This window comes from Pseudoalteromonas sp. SR44-8, from assembly GCF_014163635.1.
GTDB classification, from domain to species: domain Bacteria; phylum Pseudomonadota; class Gammaproteobacteria; order Enterobacterales; family Alteromonadaceae; genus Pseudoalteromonas; species Pseudoalteromonas rhizosphaerae.
In genome coordinates, this window is record NZ_JACJDS010000006.1 from 73,340 (window position 1) to 92,604 (window position 19,265).

A 19,265-nucleotide genomic window follows, 5' to 3' on the forward strand; every position below is an offset into this window, starting at 1 on the left:
TATCATTATGATAGACTAACGCCTAATTTTGGGTATAGAGAATCATCATCTTGTTACACATTAAGTCCGTCACCTGCATCAAGCAAGAGCGTTGTTTGTTTGCGGATCTTAATTTCAGCTTGAAATCAGGTCAAATCATGCAATTAGCAGGCCCAAATGGGGCTGGTAAAACATCACTGTTGCGTATAATTGCGGGTTTTTCTGCGCCCGATGAAGGACAAGTTATGTGGCAAGGTGAATCAATTGCTAAAAACTATGATGAATTTGCCCGACAGTTGTTATTTATCGGTCATAAAACCGGGGTGAATAGTCAACTTAGTGCGATTGAAAACCTACGGTTTTGGTTGCAAATTCAAGGTTACAATACTGAGCAAGATCTTTACTCATTATTAGCTAAAATTGGCTTAGTTGGTCTTGAAGATGTACCTGTGCGTACTCTATCAGCCGGTCAGCAACGTCGTGTTGCGCTGATTAGGCTCTGGCTTAATGATGCGAAGTTATGGGTTCTGGATGAACCATTTACAGCCTTAGACAAATCCGGGGTTGCATTTTTACAGCAACGGTTTTTAGCCCATCTAGAACAAGGTGGGGCGATTTTATTAACTACCCATCAAGATTTAACTACGCATTTTAATGAGTTACAAACAGTGACTTTGGAGTACCGACACTGATGTTACGCCAGCATTCATATTGGCAGCTATTTAGTGCCGTTTGTAAGAAAGATTTACAGCTGGCATTTCGCCAGCGTGCTGAAATCGTAAACCCCATTTTGTTCTTCTTGATTGTTATTACATTATTTCCGTTAGCAATTGGTCCTGAGCCCGGTCTACTTAGCCGTATGGCACCTGGTATTATCTGGGTCGCCGCTTTACTTTCAACCATGTTAGGCTTAGATAAACTATTTCGTGATGACTATCATGATGGTAGTTTAGAGCAATTGATTGCTTCATCGTACCCGCTACCGTTAACGGTGCTCGGTAAAGTTGTTGCCCATTGGATCATTACTGGCTTGCCGTTGGTGTTGATGACGCCGCTGTTCGCCTTGTTATTAAATTTAGACAATCAAGCATTGATTGCAACGGTGCTTACCTTGCTCTTGGGTACGCCATTACTTAGTTTTATCGGCGCTATTGGCGCTGGGCTTACTGTGGGATTACAAAAAGGCGGTATTTTGATGAGTTTATTGGTCCTGCCTTTGTATATCCCCGTATTAATTTTTGCAACGTCTGCTATCGATACCAGTACAATGTCACTGGATTATAGTGGGCAGCTTGCCATCCTTGGTGCGATGCTCGTCATTGCAATTATCAGCGCACCAATCGCCATATCGTCAGCATTGAAAGTGAGTGTAAGTTAATATGTGGAAGTGGTTACATCCCTACGCCAAAGCAGAGCGTGCATATCAATTATGCAATACGTTACTGCCCTATTTTACCGTGATAACGGTTGTCTGTATGCTTATTGGTTGGGTCTGGGGGTTAGCCTATGCGCCTGCCGACTATCAGCAAAAAGACAGTTATCGCATTATCTTTATTCATGTACCATCAGCTATTTTATCTATGGGTGCTTATTCATCAATGGCCATAGCTGCAGTGATCGCTTTGGTATGGCAACTTCGTAATGCAGAGTTAGCAGTAATTGCTATTGCACCTGTTGGTGCATGTGTAACTGCAATTGCACTTATTACTGGCGCCGCTTGGGGTAAACCTATGTGGGGGGCCTGGTGGGTATGGGATGCACGACTCACGTCTGAGCTCATTCTATTATTTTTATACTTAGGGGTATTGTCTTTATATCATGCCTTTGAAGATAAAAAAGCAGCAGGTCGAGCTGCATCTATTTTGGCTATTGTGGGGGTAATTAACCTACCAATCATCCATTTTTCTGTTGAGTGGTGGAACACCTTGCATCAAGGTGCCAGTATTACCAAGTTTGATACGAAAGCTATTGATCCAAGTATGTTTTGGCCATTAATGGTAAATATAGTCGCGTTTGCCGGCTTTGTCGGTATGGTGACTTTGATGCGTCTTAAAAATGAAATTTTACAACGTGAAAAGCATCGTCCTTGGGTGCGCCAGTTGTTGAATAGGGGTTAGTTATGCAGTTTGATTCTTTTTCTGATTTTATTGCCATGGGCGGCTACGGCTTTTATGTGTGGCTTTCTTTTGGTTCATGTGCACTGATTTTGTTAGGTATTTTAGTAAGCTCTTTGAATGATACAAAGCGTATTATGGCTTCTGTGCAGCAACAAGCTGAACGAGAAGCTCGCATTAAACACGCTAAGCAGGAGAATCATGCATGAACCCAAGACGTAAGAAACGTTTGCTTGGCGTCGTCGCTATTGTATTTGGTATTGGTGCCGCCATTGGTTTAGTACTTTATGCTCTGCAAGAAAATATTAATCTATTTTATACACCAAGTGAGTTAATCGAGGGGAAAGGCCCAGATAAAGAAAAGCCGCATATTGGTCAAAAGTTGCGTATTGGCGGTATGGTAGTTCCAGGATCAGTGATTCGGGATGAAACCAGCCTACAAGTAAGCTTTACCTTGATTGATACAGGCCCCTTAGTAACGATTAAATACCAAGGTATTTTGCCTGACTTATTTCGTGAGGGGCAAGGGATTGTTGCTCAAGGTGTGTTGATTGAACCTAATGTAATAGAAGCGTTCGAGGTATTGGCTAAGCATGACGAAGAGTATATGCCTGCCGAAGTTGCGGAAGCGGTGAAGGGGATCAAACACGAAAAACCAAAATATAACTTAGAAAGTGGCAATTAAGATGATCCCAGAAATCGGTTATTTTTCTCTAACACTGGCTATGGTGCTAAGTGTTTTATTGTGTATTTTTCCTTTGTGGGGCGCACATACTGGTAATTTACGGTTAATGCGTGCTGCTCCTTCATTAGCTATCGGCCAATTTGTATTCGTACTGTTGTCATTCGCAGCCCTTATTTATGCAAGTTTAACTGATGATTTTACCGTCGCGTACGTGGCGTATCATTCAAGTAGTACTTTGCCTTGGTATTATAAAATCACCTCAACTTGGGGCGGCCATGAAGGCGCTATTTTATTATGGTTAGTTATGCAAGCTGGTTGGACTGCAGTTGTTGCACTGCGCTCTAATTCATTACCTTGGATATTAAGAGCACGTGTATTAGGTGTGTTAGGCTTTTTAGGGGTTGGCTTTATGCTTTATACTCTGTGGATGTCGAACCCATTTGAATTATTACTGCCGTATTTTCCTGTCGAAGGGCGCGACCTTAATCCGTTATTACAAGACCCCGGAATGATCATCCATCCTCCTTTACTGTATATGGGTTATGTTGGGCTATCGGTCTCTTTTTCATTTGCAATTGCTGCATTATTAACAGGTAAACTTGATAATACTTGGGCTAAGTGGTCACGTCCGTGGACAATGACTGCGTGGGGATTTTTAACATTAGGTATCACTATCGGAAGCTGGTGGGCATATTCCGAGCTAGGCTGGGGTGGCTGGTGGTTTTGGGATCCCGTTGAAAACGCATCGCTCATGCCTTGGTTAGTAGCTACGGCGCTATTGCATTCATTGACGGTAACTGAAAAACGCGGTGTATTTAAATCATGGACCGTATTACTTGCGATTGCTGCATTTTCATTAAGTTTACTGGGCACCTTTATTGTTCGCTCTGGCATTATTGTCTCCGTGCATGCATTTGCTACCGACCCCGATCGTGGTTTATTTATCTTAGCGTTTTTAGCGATAGTAGTCGGCGGTGCGTTAACGTTATATGCATTTAGGGTATCGCAAGTACGCAGCGAAGGTCGCTATAAACTGGTATCACGTGAAGTGGCATTATGGCTCAATAATATATTTTTAGTGGTTGCTACTTTTATTGTGTTACTAGGTACTTTATTACCTATGGTTCATAAAGAAATGGGCTTAGGCAGTATTTCAATTGGCGAACCATTCTTTAATAAAATGTTTGCCATTATTTTGGTGCCGTTTGCCATCTTAATGGGTATTGGCCCTCTGTTACGTTGGAAGCAAAACAAGTGGTCTTTTTTACAAAATAAACTCCTTGTCTCAGCGTTAATGAGCATAGTAATCGGTGCTACTTGGTTATATTCAAGTTATGCCATCGTAGCGCCTTTAACTTTATTGGCGACCACGCTTGCGATATGGATTGTGATCACCACCGGTGTTGATTTATATGTTAAAGCTACTGTGCAAACTAACTTTAGCCAAGGCCTTAAAAGGTTAGGACTTAGTTATTGGGCTATGGTACTAGGGCATGTAGGTATTGCCTTTGTCATCGCAGGAGTCACTTTAACTTCTGCGTACTCTGTTGAACGTGATGTTTCGATGAAGCCGGGTGAAATCGTGCAGTTAAACCAATATCAGTATCGCTTTGAAGGGGTTAACACTATTCGTGGACCAAACTACAGTGGTCATGCTGGAGAAGTGAGTGTCCTGAAAAATGATAAACTAGTTACTATACTGCATGCAGAAAAACGCCGTTACGATATTGGTATGCAATTTATGACTGAGGCTGCAATTGATGCTGGCTTTACCCGCGATTTATACCTTGCCCTTGGTGAGCAATTAAATAACGGTGGTTGGTCACTGCGTATCTACCATAAGCCATTTGTGCGTTGGATGTGGATTGGTGGTGTGTTGATATCACTTGCCGGTTTTATGATTTTAGGTGATAAACGTTACCGCACTAGTAAGAAAAGCATCGATAAGTCACAGGAGAAGCTGGTATGAACCGCAAGTTGTTAGCGCTAATACCTCTGTTGGCGTTTGTTTTAGTGTGCGTGTTTTTATTTCAAGGTTTGTTTTCAAACCCAAGAGAAATTCAAACTGGTCGGTTAGGTCAACCGATGCCAGCTTTTGATTTACCAGATTTAATGCAGGATTCAAAGCGTTGGCAAGATAGCCAATTAAAAGGCGATGTATATTTACTCAATGTGTGGGGCACTTGGTGTCCTACCTGTTTGGCTGAATTAGATTATTTAACCCAATTGCGAGAGCAAGGCGTTAAAATTGTCGGGCTTTACTATGTGCAAAGTTACGATGCTGACTTTGATGGTGAATTTGATATGTCAGCGCTTCGTGAAGAAGTGGCGTCAATGTTAAGTCGTGCAGGTGATCCGTATCAGTTTAATATTCTTGACTTACATCGTACACTTTCGCTTGATTTAGGTGTATCAGGTGCACCTGAAACATTTTTAGTGGATAGCAAAGGCACCATTTTATTGCACCATACTGGCGATATAAACCCACGAGTTTGGCGTGCTAAATTTGCTCCCTTGATGCAGGAATTACAGCCATGAAATATTTTATAATTGCTTTAATGATATTAGCTAGTGGCATAGCTATGGCAGAGCAAGATCGGTACCAATTTGATAACAACGAACAAGCGCAACGATTTACTGAGTTAACTAAAGAATTACGTTGCCCTAAATGCCAAAATCAAAATATCGCAGATTCAGATGCTGTGGTTGCAAAAGATTTACGCGAAAAAGTATTGGCGTTAGTCAAAGAAGGCAAATCGAAAGACGATGTGATTGAATATATGATTGACCGCTATGGCTATTTTGTTCACTACGATCCGCCGGTTACGCCAGCAACATTAGTGTTATGGGTATTACCTATTTTGATTGTGGTATTTGGCTTTGGTTTTATTATTTTTCGACAACGTAAGGCTGCGGTTAAGCAAACATGGAGTGAGCAAGATGAGGCGTTATTAGCCAAGCTCATTGCGAAAAATGAACGTCAGGAGCAGATTTAAATGATACTAATGTGGGTTTCTTTTGCATTATTAACCTTATTAGCTGTGGCGTTTGTGGCATTGCCTTTTTTGAGTAAAGAGCGCATACAAAGTCTCACTTACAATGCTAATTCAGAGCTTATTGCCATTTACCATCAGCGCCTTGGTGAGCTGGCGAATGATTTAGCAAATCAACGTATTGATCAAGCTAACCATGATGAGTCTGTGATTGAGCTCAAACGTCGTTTACTAAATGAGTTATCACCTGAAAAATCACTGATGAGTAAGGGTAATAACCGTATCTTTGCGTTAACCGGTAGTGCATTTTTAATTGCTTTTACGGCTATATTTTATACTGCTACTGGCTCACAACAGCAATTACAGAACTGGCACAGCGCTATGGATAATTTACCTGCCTACGGTGAACGTGCAGTGATGCAAAAAGGCGAGCCTTTAACCCAAAATGAATTACAAGCGTTTGCGTTAGGGCTACGCACTAAACTAGATCAAAGTGGTGATGATCAAGTGGCCTGGATGCTGCTAGGACGTGTTGCTATGTCATTGAATGAATACGATATGGCACAACAGTCATTTGATAAAGTGTTGCGTCTGGATCCTGACAATATGCCTGTGCTTATCAGTTACAGCCAAGTGCTATTACTGGAAGGCAGTGAGGCAAATATGACGCGCGCTGCGGGTATGCTCTCTAAAGTACTTAAAGACGATCCAACTAACCTTGATGCTATTTCATTGTTAGCATTAATTGCTTACGAGCGTCACGATTGGTTACAAGCAAAATCAGCATTCGAAGTACTTTTAAATAGTATGGACGAACAAGACTCTCGTTATGGCATGATTGCTCAGAGGATTACTGAAATTGAACAAAATATTTCTGCTGAAAATACACAACAACAAGTTCAACAGAGCAGTGACGAAGATAATAACGCAGTCCAAACTAGCGCTATTAAAATCACTGTTAATCTTGCTCCACAGTTTACTGACAAGCTTCCAACGCAAGGAACCTTATTCGTCTTTGCAAAAGCCGCCAATGGTCCACCAATGCCACTCGCAGTGGTAAAATTAACAGATTATAGTTTTCCAATTGAAGTACAGTTAAGTGATAGTAATGCTATGGTTGCAGGTTTAACGCTTTCGAGCGTTGATAAAATTATTTTAACTGCACGCATTTCAAAGGATGCATCAGTAATGCCTTCAACGGGTGAGTTGGAAGGGCGTTCAGATGTGTTAGAACGTAGCCAAACCAAGGCTTATGATTTACTTATCAATGAATTAATACCTTAAGGATAAAAGATGTTAAGACAGAGTTTAGTTTTGTTTGGACTATTGGTGCTAGCAGGATGCGCACAAGTGCCTGACGAAAAAATAGATGAGCGAGATCCACTACAATCATTTAATCGTCCAATGTATGATTTTAATATGGATGTACTTGATGCGTATGTTCTGCGCCCTGTTGCTGTAGGGTATGTGGCTGTAACGCCAACACCGGTGCGCCGTAGTATCGTCAATTTTACTGGTAACATTAGTGCACCAACTGATGTAATTAATGCCACGTTACAAGGTAAAGCGGGTAACGCAGGGGTTAGTTTAGCGCGCTTTTTAGTTAATTCAACAGTGGGTATTTTTGGCTTATTTGATGTTGCTACATCGCTTGGTTTGAATATTGTTGATGAAGACTTTGGTCAAACTCTGGGGGTGTGGGGAATAGGTGACGGTGCCTATTTAATGCTACCGGGAATGGGACCGTCAACAGCGCGTAACCTGACGGGTGATGTTGTTGATAGCTTTGTGTTACCGAAAATTGCCTTAACCACGCCACAAACTGTATTGGTGTTTGCATTAAAGGCCGTAGAAGCCCGAGCCTCTTTAATACCGCAAGAAAGCTTATTGAATGAGTCACTCGATCCGTATATTTTTATGAAAGACATTTACTTTCAACGTCAGTTATATGAGCTGTATGATGGTAATCCACCTGTTGAAAAAGAGCCCGAAGATTTTGATGAAGACTTTTTAGAAAGCCTTTAATATATTATATTTTCGGGTTAAATAACAATGCCAGCATCTAAGCTGGCATTGTTTTTACGGCGTTATTTATTACCCAGCCAGTACTTTCATTTGTTCATTAGCCCAGTTAACTGCGTCATGGTATGCATCTGGCACTTTACCAGCTGTAAGACCAAGCTCATCTTTAATCGCGTTTGCACCTTGCCAATTGGCTTGTTCGTATAATTTTACCAAGCGCAGATATTGTGCCAGTAAACCTTGATCCTCTAATAATGCTAACTTTATGTCGTTGGATAATGGTAGCTTATTCATCACGCTTTCCATATCTTCATCTAATATGGCATCCATTAGTGACATCATACCGGTTAAAAAAGCCATTCCCGTATCTTTGAGTTTACTATGGTTTATAGCTAGCAACTCAGTAAAGCGTGCTCTAGTTAACGATAAGCGTATTAACTCTGCGGGTTTATGACCAGCAACTTGAGCTGCAAACAACAAGGATAAAAACTTTTTAATTTCTGCTGCACCTAGCACAATTAGTGCTTGTTTGATGGTGCTGATCTCAGCTCTGCGCTTAAATGCCGCTGAATTACTATAACGTAATAATTTATAAGAGAGGTTTACATCTCGCTCAAATACGTCGGTAATTTTCTTTAAATTGACTTCAACAGTGGATGTCTCATAAAGCAGCTCGGCAAGAGCTATCTCTGATGGCGGCAAGGTTTTACTTTGCACCATTTCTGGTTTGGAAAAGAAAAACCCTTGAAAGTAAGTAAAGCCAAGATCTAATGCTAATTGATACTTTTCGTAGGTTTCTACCTTTTCTGCTAATAATTTTATATGCGGATAAGGTTTAATTTCTTCGATTATGCTGTGGATAGTGTCAACTTCACAATTGAGAAAATCTATTTTAATAATATCAATAAAAGGATAAAAATGACGCCATACAGGCTGGTGAATATAATCATCCAGGGCGAGCGTATAACCTTTTTGTTTTAAGTCTTTGACGATCGCGAGTAAGCGTTTCCCTGGTTGAATTGTTTCGAGTATTTCTACAACAATCTGATCTTTACCAAGCAGGGTTGGGTAGCCTTTTTGTAATGTTTCAAGCGTAAAGTTGATATACGCTGGTTTATTATCGGTGAGATCTTCTAAGCCAAAATTGAATTGACTACCTTCAATTAGCCGGCTAGTTGCCTCGTCACCATCAATATCTGGGAATACATTATCAACGCCGTCACGAAAAAGTAACTCATATCCTACAAGTTGTTTGTTTCGATCTAAAATTGGTTGGCGTGCAGCATAAAAATACATAAACAGCGGGTCCACATCAGTTAAGCGATTACTTGGGCAATATAAGATAAAACAACATAAATAGCATTAACTATATTTAAAATATCAATACTATAGTATTGATTAATTGCAAAATCATCGATCTAATCCTAGGGTAATTAAGTATTAATTACCATGTTCTATAGTTAAATAATTAACCATTAGGTAAAACCGCTTAACCCTATATCATTGTAAGGTTAACTTAGTAATTGGAGTTATTCACCCTTTGCGTGATATAGTCAAGCTCTAGGTTGGTTTTTACACCAATAATGACTTTATATAGTATTGATTTATGAGTCATTATTAGGATTAAAAGCCAGGTTTTAACTTCAGAGTTGGAGGCGAGTTTGGAAACTGGAATGATTATTTCTTTAGCTGCGTATTTTATCGTAATGCTAGGTATTGGCTTGTACGCTTATAAGCAGTCTACCGCCGATGTGTCGGGCTATATGTTGGGTGGCAGAAGTTTATCACCAGCTGTAGCTGCTCTATCTGCCGGTGCATCGGATATGAGTGGTTGGCTACTTATGGGCTTACCCGGTGCTATGTATCTATTTGGCTTAAGTAAAGTTTGGATTGCAATAGGCTTAGTATTTGGCGCTTGGGCAAACTACTTCTTAGTAGCGCCACGCCTGCGTGTCTATACTGAGAAAGCGAATGACTCGATTACTATTCCTGATTACTTTGCTAATCGTTTTGCTGATAATAAAAATATATTACGTGTAATTTCGGCAATCGTGATCATCGTTTTCTTCACACTTTATACTTCTTCAGGCGTTGTCGCTGGCGGTAAATTATTCGAAAACTCATTTCAGATGAGTTACGAAACGGGGCTTTATGTGACAACCGGGGTCGTCGTACTTTATACATTGTTTGGTGGTTTCTTAGCTGTGAGTTTGACTGACTTTGTGCAAGGTTGCATCATGTTCATCTCGCTACTTGCTGTACCTATTGTTACTTATATGATGCTAGATCAGCCAGTGTTAGACACACTTACTAATGCCAGTTATGACTTGCTGTTAAGCGCTCCGAAAGAGAGCGAAGTCCACTCTCTTAATATGTTAGATTGGTTTGCAGGCGGTTCAACCATCGCTATTATTTCTGCAATGGCATGGGGCTTAGGTTATTTCGGTCAACCGCATATCATAGTGCGTTTTATGTCAGTACGATCTGTTAAAGATATGCCTACTATGCGTCGTATTGGTATGTCGTGGATGACCTTATCAGCAATTGGTGCAGTGTTAACAGGACTATTTGGTGCTGCTTACATGATCGAAAATCAAATGTTGATTGACGATAAAGAAACGATATTTTTAGTATTATCTGAATTGGTTTTCCATCCACTTATTGCCGGCTTTTTACTTGCTGCTATTTTAGCTGCGATTATGAGTACTATTTCATCTCAGTTATTGGTTTGTTCAAGCTCTTTGACTGAAGACTTCTACAAAATTTATTTAAACCGTGATGCATCACAAACCGAGCTGGTTTTAGTTGGTCGAATTAGTGTACTACTCGTTGCATTATTTGCTATTTATTTGGCTTATGACCGCGACAGTTCTATTTTAGATTTAGTAAGTAATGCGTGGGCAGGTTTTGGGGCTGCGTTTGGCCCGTTAGTATTACTTAGTTTATATTGGAAGCGAATGAATCTACAAGGTGCGATCAGTGGTATGGTTGTGGGTGCAGGGACAGTGTTGATCTGGATATATGCGCCAATCACCATAAATGGAGAGAGTCTCAGCAGTATCATTTATGAAATTATACCGGGCTTTATACTTGCAACAATTGCAATCATTACAGTGAGCTTATCAACAGCGCCACCAAATAAAGAGATCACCGAATTATTTGATGAAGTTGAACGAGGGCTATAACGAGTAGTAATTTTTATAACTAAAAAAGGGCAATTAATTGCCCTTTTTTAGTTAGTTAACTTATGATTTTTTAGCTTGCTTCTTTATCAGTGCTGGCTTTAATAGACGCTACATTTTCTTTTTTTACTTTCGCCGTTGGTGCTTTCTGTATTGCCTCTTTGCCGCCTTTAAGTACATTCATAAAGTCGTCTTTACTTTTAGCAATCTCAAGTGCGAGCGATTCGATTTGTTGTTCGCTTAGTGGTACATCAACTTTCTCAAGCATAACCTCAAGCGACTCTGCTATATCAAGCATTTTGTCATACGCGTCAGCTTCTTTTTTAGTAGTAAACGTCATACGCTCGACTCCGTTTCTCTCTACAACATATTTAACAACAACAGCCATGATTTCTCCTGCCAATTTGCTTGGTGAATAACAAGTTCACCTTGATTGATTACTGTTTTTATGTACAGTAATTGTTTATTGGTCTTTTTGCAAGTGAACATTTTTATTTTTTACTATTAGGATTTGACAAAGAGGTACAACTTTACTTTATTTAAATAGTCGCACTTTTTTAGTATGACTTTATTTGGAAGTAGTCCAAAAGTGAAGGCATTAAAGTCAACTATTAATTGAGTCCACGTATGGACATCATGGAGGAGAAACATGAAGTTTTTAACTTTAATAGTCGTAGTGCTTGGCTTGGCTATATCATTGCCTAGTGGTGCCGCTGTAACTAAAACCGAAGCTACTGAAAGTATGGGTAAAGTTCAGTTAGTCAATGTTAATCAAGCAACAGTCGAGCAGCTTACCCAGCTGCCAGGTATTGGTAAATCAAAAGCACAAGCGATAGTTGATTACCGTACCGAGCAAGGCAAATTTAAGTCTGTTGCAGATCTAGCGCAGGTGAAAGGTATTGGCGATAAATTAGTCGCTAAACTGGATGGCAAAGTTACATTTTAAAAAACTACAGGGCGAATTATTCGCCCTGCTCAAATTGCTTTATAGCCTTGCTCAAATAGTGTTTAGAGAATTGAATTTCAACAGGGGTGGTTAACAACGGGTAACTTAACCCAGCCACCAGTAATACAGGAAGTAACAGCCAACCTTCGATATACGCTAATGATAGAAATACTGGGATCAATAAAATCAGCTTTATAATACGCAAACTGATTTTTTGCATTGGAGTTAACATACTCACTGCAATCGCAATTATTTGCTGACGTTGACGTATTTTAAACGATTTTAATTGCGTTACTTGACTTGAAAATAATGCAATCATCACAGCGACTTTTTAATTATTAAACGACTTACTACAACGCTTATCAGTATCAGAGTAAATACCGCAAAAATGATCTCCATCCATGCTGGCATACTTAACCCTGCAAATTGCCAATCGATGTTGCCACAGTCTCCTGTCGCAGCAAAAAAATGTGGCATCCACTCATGTAATGGTAATGGAAAATTAGGCTCGAATTCGCAGCTAAACGCAAAGGGATCGGTTGTCGTTTGCATATCAATATGTTGGCGTGCAATTAAGTAACCCCAAATACTAGCAACTGCCCATGCTGAAAATGCTGTTATACGGCAAATTAAATTGGTTGGTCTGACTGCGCCGACTAACCCTGCGGCTAGTAACCCTAGCATGGCAGTACGTTGATATATACACATAATGCATGGCTCTAAGCCCATTTGGTATTGGAAATACAATGCGATTAATTCAAAAATAAAAGCGCTAAAAGCGAGTAGTAACCAAGCACTGCGTTGTTGGGCTAAATTTGCTAACCAAGTCATAAAATATCCAGTCTATAATTTGTGGATGAATTATGACTTAGTCATTAAACTACGCGCAAGGATAAATATGATTTGTAACAATAAAAAAGCTGCCGAAGCAGCTTTATTTACTGTTTGGATTATTTAATGCCCAGAACTTCCTATACTTTGTAAGCTTGCACTATGGTGCTCAATCCAGCCCCATTGATAGAATAAATCAGTCATTTCACTTAGGCCAAGATATGTCCCTGCTAAGCCAACAACCGTTAGCACTATGGTATAGGGGAGTGCCATGTAAACCATACGACCGTAGGATAATCGCAATACGGGAGCAAGGGTCGATGTTAGTAAGAATAAAAATGCAGCTTGACCGTTAGGTGTGGCAACACTTGGTAAATTTGTACCGGTATTAATTGCCACCGCTAATAAATCAAATTGATCGCGGCTAATTTGCCCTGCTTTTAATGCTGCCGCCACTTCATTAATATAAACAGTGCCAACAAAGACATTGTCACTGACCATCGAGAGTAGGCCATTTGCGACAAAAAACATAACTAACTGTAATTGCCCTTCAAATGTCAGTACCCAAGTTATTACAGGAGTAAATAAGTGTTGGTCAATAATGACTGCAACGATTGAGAAAAATACACATAACAGTGCAGTAAACGGCAGTGCTTCTTCAAAAGCCTTTCCTAGTTGGTGCTCTTCAATTATACCAGCGGACGCAGTTGCAAAAATAATGACGGATAAGCCGATTAAGCCAACAGTGGCAAGGTGTAATGCTAATGCAATGATCAACCATACAGCAATTAATGACTGAAACATCAAATTAACCTTATCGCGTTTGGTACGTTTGCTATCGAGCTCTTTTGCATGATCAGCTAGTATTTGATGAATCGTCTCTGGTAATTTGGCGCCGTATCCGAACGTTTTTGTCTTTTCAAGTAATATTGTAGTGATAATGCCAGCTATGAATACAGGCATAGTAACAGGCAACATACGCAAGAAAAATTCCCCAAATTGCCAGCTTGCTCGTTCTGCAATAATGAGGTTTTGTGGTTCACCTACCATAGTACAAACTCCGCCAATGGCTGTACCTATCGAGGCATGCATTAATAAGTTACGCAAAAAAGCTCGAAACTCTTCAAGTTCCTGACGATTAACCGGGCGTACTTGATTATCATCGTTAATATCATGTTCGCTAGTGGAATCTTTCCCAGAGGCGACTTTATGGTAAATACTGTAAAAGCCCATGGCGACAGCTATAACCACCGCCATAACTGTAAGTGCATCTAAAAATGCAGAAAGAAATGCCGCCGCAATAGTAAACGCCAAGGAAAGTACTGTTTTACTTCGAACTGACACCACTAGGCGTGTAAAAATATAGAGCAGTAAATCTTTCATAAAGTAGATACCTGCGACCATAAAGATCAGCAGTAAGATTACATCTACATTTTGAACAATTTCATGCTCTACTTGCCCTGCAGTTGTCATGCCTATGAATAGTGCTTCAATCGCAAGTAAACCGCCGGGTTGCAGTGGGTAACATTTCAGCGCCATCGCGAGAGTAAAGATAAACTCTAAAACTAATGCCCAACCAGCCATGTAAGGGTTGATATGAAACAACACAGGGTTAATAGCTAAAAAAGCAATAATTGTGTATTTATACCACTGTGGGGCCGAGCCTAAAAAATTCTTAAAAATTGCATTGAAAACACTCTGTTGCATAGGTGTTCCTTATTATTTTGCATTTAAGTATAACTATTGTTGGTTAAGTTAATGTAGTCTAGCTGTGGTGTAAACAAAAAAGCTATAAACAACATCGAGTACCTTTTATCTGTTATGCGTTCCGCGCTATATTTAGTGTAGCTGAAATAGCTAAATGGGTGTATATAGTGTGCACAATGAAGTTAAAAGTCTATTACTCTTTAGGGTTAATACCTTAATTTAATATCGAAGAACTAGACAATGAAAGAGCAATAAATTAATTTTTATCCATTTTAGAAAACTTAGTTAGATAGAGGCTTTAACCTGCTATCGAAGGTGAATTAATGGGGTGACTTTACTTGTTAGTTTGGCTTCATCTGGTACAATCAGTCAGTTAATCGTTAAAAGTAATATTATGTGGTAACTCAAGTGGGAATTGAATGAGAATTTTTAAAGCGAAAAGCCCAGCAGGGTTTGCCGAAGAGTACATTGTTGAGTCAATCTGGAATGGTGATTTTCCTCCAGGTTCTATTCTTCCGGCTGAGCGAGAGTTATCAGAATTAATCGGTGTCACTCGTACAACCTTACGTGAAGTATTACAGCGTTTAGCGCGCGATGGTTGGTTAACAATCCAGCACGGTAAACCGACACGAGTAAATAACTTTTGGGAAACTTCAGGACTTAATATTTTAGAGACCTTAGCGCGTCTTGATGAAGATAAAATGCCCGAGTTAACCGACCAGCTACTTTCTGCGCGAACAAACATTAGCGCTATTTACACTCGTGCAGCCATTAAGCTAGCACCTGATCGCGTGATAGAAATCCTCTCGCAAAGTGATGAGCTTGAAGATAGTGCACAAGCTTTCGCTGATTATGATTACAAGGTACACCATGAGTTAGCTGTTGCAGGTAATAACCGTATTTATGTGCTTATTCTCAATGGCTTTAAAGGTTTTTACTCTAAGATTGGCTGTCATTACTTTTCAGATCCAGGCACGCGTCAGTTAGCACGTCAATTCTATAAAGATTTAACCATACTTGCTGAGAAACGCGAACATGACGGCGCAATTTCAATGATGCGAAAATATGGTCATCAAACTGGTGAAATTTGGCAAAAAATTCGCGGTGATATGCCTGAAAATATCATGGATTAATACCGCATTTAATATGTAGTTATACCGATAAAAAGCCTGCATCTGCAGGTTTTTTTTGTAGCTGTTATTAGTGACAAATAGCGAGTGACAAACAGTCGTTCGCATTTTTCGATGACGTGAATCGGAAAATACGATTGTTCTTTTAAGTCTTTAGTCTCTAAAATAATTTGATAATTATGCATGTTAGCCCTTGGTATTTACTTTTTAGATCCCATATTAAAGGCAAGCATTGCGTAAGCAATTAAAAGCAAACTCAAATATTTGGAGAATAAAATGGGTGTATTAGTAGGCCGCCAGGCACCAGACTTTACCGCTGCAGCAGTACTAGGTAACGGCGAGATCGTAGATAGCTACAATCTTCACGAAACAATCAAAGGTAAAAAAGCAGTCATCTTCTTTTACCCACTAGATTTTACTTTCGTATGTCCTTCTGAACTAATTGCTTTTGACAAGCGTTATGAAGAATTCCAAAAGCGTGGCGTAGAAGTAATTGGTGTTTCAATCGATTCACAATTCTCACACAACGCATGGCGTAACACTGCTGTTGCAGACGGCGGTATCGGTGCAGTTAAATACGCACTAGTTGCAGATGTTAAGCACGAAATCTGTAAAGCATACGATGTTGAGCATCCAGAAGCCGGCGTTGCATTTCGTGGTTCATTCTTAATTGATGAAGAAGGTAATGTACGTCATCAAGTAGTAAATGACTTACCACTAGGTCGTAACATCGACGAAATGCTTCGTATGGTTGACGCTCTAGCGTTTCACACTGAGCACGGTGAAGTATGTCCAGCTGGGTGGACTGAAGGCAAAAAAGGTATGGATGCAAGCCCAGCAGGCGTTGCTAAGTTCCTTTCTGAAAACGAAAGCGACCTATAATTTAGGCCTTTGTTTTAGAATATAAAAAACCCGCCAACTTGGCGGGTTTTTTATTTAGGGTAGTCGCTAGAAAGCGAATGACACTTTGGTGTAGATATAACGTCCGCGAGGGTTGTGAACCGCGGAAGCATAACCGTATAAATCACCATCACCATCACCAATTGCAAATGGTGGCTCTTCATCAAATAAGTTATTTACGCCAATCGAGATCTTGGTCGATTCGGTAATACGATAAGCCGTTTGTAAATCAACTAAGACTTGTGAATCAACCATTCTTGATGTGTTGCTATCAAAATCGAGGGTGCCATCAAAATCAATATCAGGTGTATCTTCAAACTCACCCACATAGCTGATATTTACATTAGTATTGAATTCACCAAGCTCCCAATTAGTTGAGAACATCCAGCGGTGTTCAGGGTAACCATATTCACCAGTATAATCGCGACCGTCTTTTTCAAACTTGTCTTGATAGGACCATTCTAAGTTGAACTTAAGTAAACCAAGATCATCCAAGGAGTGATTATAATTTGCTGAGAAATCAACACCAGACACTTCCTGCGAAGAGACATTCTCAAAGGTACTATGAATTTTTTGGATCACCCCAAGACTTTGTCCACCTTGTGGCGACAGGCGAACGCAGATGGTACTATTCTGGTTGTTACATTCAGCATCATAAATAGGACCAAAGGCTTGTTCATCAATCTTATTGTCTTGAGTGATACTCCATACGTCAATACTGAAACCAAGATCAGCCATAGGTGCCCAAATAAAACCAACGTTCCATGACTCAGATTCTTCGGCTTTTAAATCAGGATTACCAGCAAATTGGATGTTGTAATCGAGTACATCACAATCTTCTCCCGTTGCAGCACAGCGGTAACTATCAATAAAAAACTGACTTTCCTCTGAAGGACCTAGGCCGATTTGTGCTAGTGAAGGGGCTCTAAATCCTTGTGCCCATGAGCCGCGAACAGTAATTTCATCAGTAGGTGCCCAGCGCAGCGCTACTTTAGGATTGGTTGTGGTACCAAAGTCACTGTAATCATCGTAACGACCTGCAAGTTGTAATTCTAAGCTATCAGCTAATGGGATTGAGAATTCAACATAGGCAGCGTATTGGTCCCGCTCAGCGGCAGCAGAAACGGACTCAGTACCAAAAATTAGACCACGTTGAAATTGATCATCAGGGATATCACTGACGTCCTCTTCGCGGTACTCAATACCAGCCGCCATCATCACGACACTGTCACCAAAACTAAACGCTTCGCCGGTAATGTTGGCATCAAATGAGGTCATATGTGATTCACCACGGCGAACTAAGCTGGTGGTAATACGATTTATTACATCTGGATCATTATAAGTGCCGCCAAATGGGTTGTAGTTGCCAGCATTTATTTCTTGTTGTAAAAAGTCAGTTCTTACCCAGCCTTGAGTACGATCACCGGTTTGCATTGATTTACTTCGACCTTTTTGTACAGCTGCTTCCCAGCTCCAATCGCTAATTTCACCACGAAGACCGGCAACAAAGCGTAACGTGTCTGATTCTATATCCCACTGACGGGCACCTGCATCCACGGTACGATAGCGACCAATCTCAATATCTTTACCAAAAGGATTGTTTGGATGACTGCCTGGAACTGTTAATCCCGCATCTTCGTCTAGCGGTGTCGGTGCCCCTGCAGCAATCGAGGTATTATGCTGCATGGCCATTTCCAGAAAGGCTGTAATGCCGTTATCAAAGTTGTATTCAAATTGTGAAATAGCACCAACTCGCTCAGAAGCAGGGGCAATATAACCAAATGGACCATAATCAAATAAGCAGCTGCCGCTAGATGTGGCACTTTCAGCTGGGCAATCAGGGTCGATAGTTTTTACGCCGTCAACATAGAAATAACCAGGGAATCCGCGTGATGAACGGAAATCTTCACCACCATTCGCGGTTTGATTAGCAGTGCCTAAGCGGCCCATTTCATCTGATGATAAAGAGGTGTTTTTAAAGTAATCGATGATCACAGACGCACTGCTTTTTTCGTTTGAGGTACCCCAAACTATGCTTGCTGAGGTTTCTTCATAGTTAGGGCCGTCAGTACCACCATAACCTAAATTAACTTCTAAACCATCGATGTCTTTTTTCAAAATAATATTCACCACACCTGCAACGGCATCGGAACCATAAATTGCAGAGGCACCATCTTTAAGAATATCAATACGTTCGATAGCAGAGACCGGAATACTGTTAATATCAACAAATGAGTTAGTGATACTCTCAGCAAATGCGCTTATAGCTACTCGACGGCCATTAATTAACACAAGCGTTGCATCTGCGCCAAGACCACGAAGCGACACTGCCGCAGAGCCATTGGCCGTAGAGTCTTGGTTGTTGCCGCGAGTAGAAAAAGTACCATTACCAGCAGCAGGCATTCTTTCTAGTAATTGTTGTAGATTGTCATAGCCCATATTATCGATATCGGCGCGACTAATTGATTGTACTGGGGAAGGGCCTTCAATATCTGTTCGCTTTATTCTAGAACCAGTCACTTCAATACGTTCAACTTTTTTTGCTTCGTCCGCAGCAAATGATTGAGAAGTATAACCCGCTGTTGAAAGTGCAAGTGTTACACAAGCGATTAGCTTAGGTTTAAATGGGAGTATTCTGTTCTTCATCCTTAAATCCTCGTTGTCATGTTAATTTTATCTGGTTAAATCAACCAGTAACATCAATATCATGTAAGTGATTTGTTATCAAATTGTTTATTTGGATTGTGTACTATAATTTATACAGTTGCGGGGATTT

Annotated in this window: 20 protein-coding genes; 14 read left to right on the forward strand and 6 right to left on the reverse strand. The window is 40.4% G+C overall.

Features of this window, described 5'->3' with window-relative positions:
• Positions 1 to 50: 50 nt before the first annotated feature.
• From ccmA to H5183_RS04260, 10 genes are read left to right on the forward strand one after another with little or no spacing between them, the layout of a single operon-like run.
• Positions 51 to 671, forward strand: a complete 621-nt coding sequence (ccmA, locus tag H5183_RS04215) for a cytochrome c biogenesis heme-transporting ATPase CcmA (protein WP_145239326.1) — start codon at positions 51 to 53, stop codon at positions 669 to 671.
• Entirely contained in the window at positions 671 to 1,357 is a 687-nt protein-coding gene (gene ccmB, locus H5183_RS04220; protein WP_145239323.1) for a heme exporter protein CcmB, read from the forward strand. The genes ccmA and ccmB overlap by 1 nt, the downstream gene beginning before the upstream one ends.
• 1 nt (position 1,358) lies before the next feature.
• Positions 1,359 to 2,096, forward strand: coding sequence for a heme ABC transporter permease (locus tag H5183_RS04225; protein WP_145239320.1), 738 nt, complete (start codon positions 1,359 to 1,361; stop codon positions 2,094 to 2,096).
• Between the two features lie 2 nt (positions 2,097 to 2,098).
• Entirely contained in the window at positions 2,099 to 2,302 is a 204-nt protein-coding gene (gene ccmD / locus H5183_RS04230; protein ID WP_145239317.1) for a heme exporter protein CcmD, read from the forward strand.
• Positions 2,299 to 2,778 carry a cytochrome c maturation protein CcmE gene (gene ccmE, locus H5183_RS04235; RefSeq protein WP_145239314.1) on the forward strand — a complete coding sequence of 160 codons (480 nt, stop codon included), beginning with the start codon at positions 2,299 to 2,301 and terminating at the stop codon, positions 2,776 to 2,778. The genes ccmD and ccmE overlap by 4 nt, the downstream gene beginning before the upstream one ends.
• Before the next feature lies 1 nt (position 2,779).
• Positions 2,780 to 4,747 (forward strand): heme lyase CcmF/NrfE family subunit, encoded by a 1,968-nt coding sequence (locus H5183_RS04240; protein ID WP_182731016.1) that lies wholly within the window; start codon positions 2,780 to 2,782, stop codon positions 4,745 to 4,747.
• Positions 4,744 to 5,316, forward strand: a complete 573-nt coding sequence (locus tag H5183_RS04245) for a DsbE family thiol:disulfide interchange protein (protein WP_182731017.1) — start codon at positions 4,744 to 4,746, stop codon at positions 5,314 to 5,316. The genes H5183_RS04240 and H5183_RS04245 overlap by 4 nt, the downstream gene beginning before the upstream one ends.
• A complete protein-coding gene (locus H5183_RS04250) occupies positions 5,313 to 5,774 on the forward strand; it encodes a cytochrome c-type biogenesis protein (RefSeq protein WP_145239304.1) in 462 nt (153 codons plus the stop codon). The genes H5183_RS04245 and H5183_RS04250 overlap by 4 nt, the downstream gene beginning before the upstream one ends.
• On the forward strand, positions 5,775 to 7,055 hold the full coding sequence (gene ccmI / locus H5183_RS04255; RefSeq protein ID WP_182731018.1) for a c-type cytochrome biogenesis protein CcmI: 1,281 nt from the start codon (positions 5,775 to 5,777) through the stop codon (positions 7,053 to 7,055). It abuts the gene before it with no gap.
• Positions 7,056 to 7,064: 9 nt separating this feature from the next.
• Positions 7,065 to 7,796: a VacJ family lipoprotein gene (locus tag H5183_RS04260; RefSeq protein WP_145239298.1), complete on the forward strand. Its 732-nt coding sequence runs from the start codon at positions 7,065 to 7,067 to the stop codon at positions 7,794 to 7,796.
• A gap of 69 nt (positions 7,797 to 7,865) precedes the next feature.
• On the opposite strand, the gene H5183_RS04265 is transcribed toward H5183_RS04260, so the two are convergent.
• Entirely contained in the window at positions 7,866 to 9,089 is a 1,224-nt protein-coding gene (locus H5183_RS04265) for an EAL and HDOD domain-containing protein (protein WP_182731019.1), read from the reverse strand.
• Positions 9,090 to 9,466: 377 nt separating this feature from the next.
• Between H5183_RS04265 and putP the strand changes: the two genes are divergently transcribed.
• Positions 9,467 to 10,978, forward strand: a complete 1,512-nt coding sequence (gene putP / locus H5183_RS04270; protein WP_182731020.1) for a sodium/proline symporter PutP — start codon at positions 9,467 to 9,469, stop codon at positions 10,976 to 10,978.
• A gap of 70 nt (positions 10,979 to 11,048) precedes the next feature.
• On the opposite strand, the gene H5183_RS04275 is transcribed toward putP, so the two are convergent.
• Positions 11,049 to 11,363: a YebG family protein gene (locus H5183_RS04275; protein WP_145239289.1), complete on the reverse strand. Its 315-nt coding sequence runs from the start codon at positions 11,361 to 11,363 to the stop codon at positions 11,049 to 11,051.
• Positions 11,364 to 11,624: 261 nt separating this feature from the next.
• Here H5183_RS04275 and H5183_RS04280 point away from each other — a divergent pair, with 261 nt between their 5' ends.
• Complete coding sequence (locus H5183_RS04280) at positions 11,625 to 11,921, forward strand: ComEA family DNA-binding protein (protein ID WP_145239286.1); 297 nt, start codon at positions 11,625 to 11,627, stop codon at positions 11,919 to 11,921.
• Between the two features lie 16 nt (positions 11,922 to 11,937).
• Here H5183_RS04280 and H5183_RS04285 read toward each other — a convergent pair whose 3' ends face one another.
• From H5183_RS04285 to nhaB, 3 genes are all read right to left on the reverse strand, one after another.
• Positions 11,938 to 12,240 carry a DUF6170 family protein gene (locus H5183_RS04285; protein ID WP_145239283.1) on the reverse strand — a complete coding sequence of 101 codons (303 nt, stop codon included), beginning with the start codon at positions 12,238 to 12,240 and terminating at the stop codon, positions 11,938 to 11,940.
• Entirely contained in the window at positions 12,240 to 12,752 is a 513-nt protein-coding gene (gene dsbB, locus H5183_RS04290) for a disulfide bond formation protein DsbB (protein ID WP_145239280.1), read from the reverse strand. The genes H5183_RS04285 and dsbB overlap by 1 nt, the downstream gene beginning before the upstream one ends.
• 123 nt (positions 12,753 to 12,875) lie before the next feature.
• Positions 12,876 to 14,459, reverse strand: coding sequence for a sodium/proton antiporter NhaB (nhaB, locus tag H5183_RS04295; protein WP_145239277.1), 1,584 nt, complete (start codon positions 14,457 to 14,459; stop codon positions 12,876 to 12,878).
• Between the two features lie 419 nt (positions 14,460 to 14,878).
• Between nhaB and fadR the strand changes: the two genes are divergently transcribed.
• Both fadR and H5183_RS04305 read left to right on the forward strand, forming a co-directional pair.
• Positions 14,879 to 15,592, forward strand: coding sequence for a fatty acid metabolism transcriptional regulator FadR (fadR, locus tag H5183_RS04300; protein ID WP_064666576.1), 714 nt, complete (start codon positions 14,879 to 14,881; stop codon positions 15,590 to 15,592).
• Positions 15,593 to 15,865: 273 nt separating this feature from the next.
• Positions 15,866 to 16,471, forward strand: a complete 606-nt coding sequence (locus H5183_RS04305; protein WP_145239274.1) for a peroxiredoxin C — start codon at positions 15,866 to 15,868, stop codon at positions 16,469 to 16,471.
• A 66-nt stretch (positions 16,472 to 16,537) separates the two neighbouring features.
• Here H5183_RS04305 and H5183_RS04310 read toward each other — a convergent pair whose 3' ends face one another.
• A complete protein-coding gene (locus H5183_RS04310) occupies positions 16,538 to 19,135 on the reverse strand; it encodes a TonB-dependent receptor (protein WP_182731021.1) in 2,598 nt (865 codons plus the stop codon).
• Between the last annotated feature and the right edge of the window lie 130 nt (positions 19,136 to 19,265).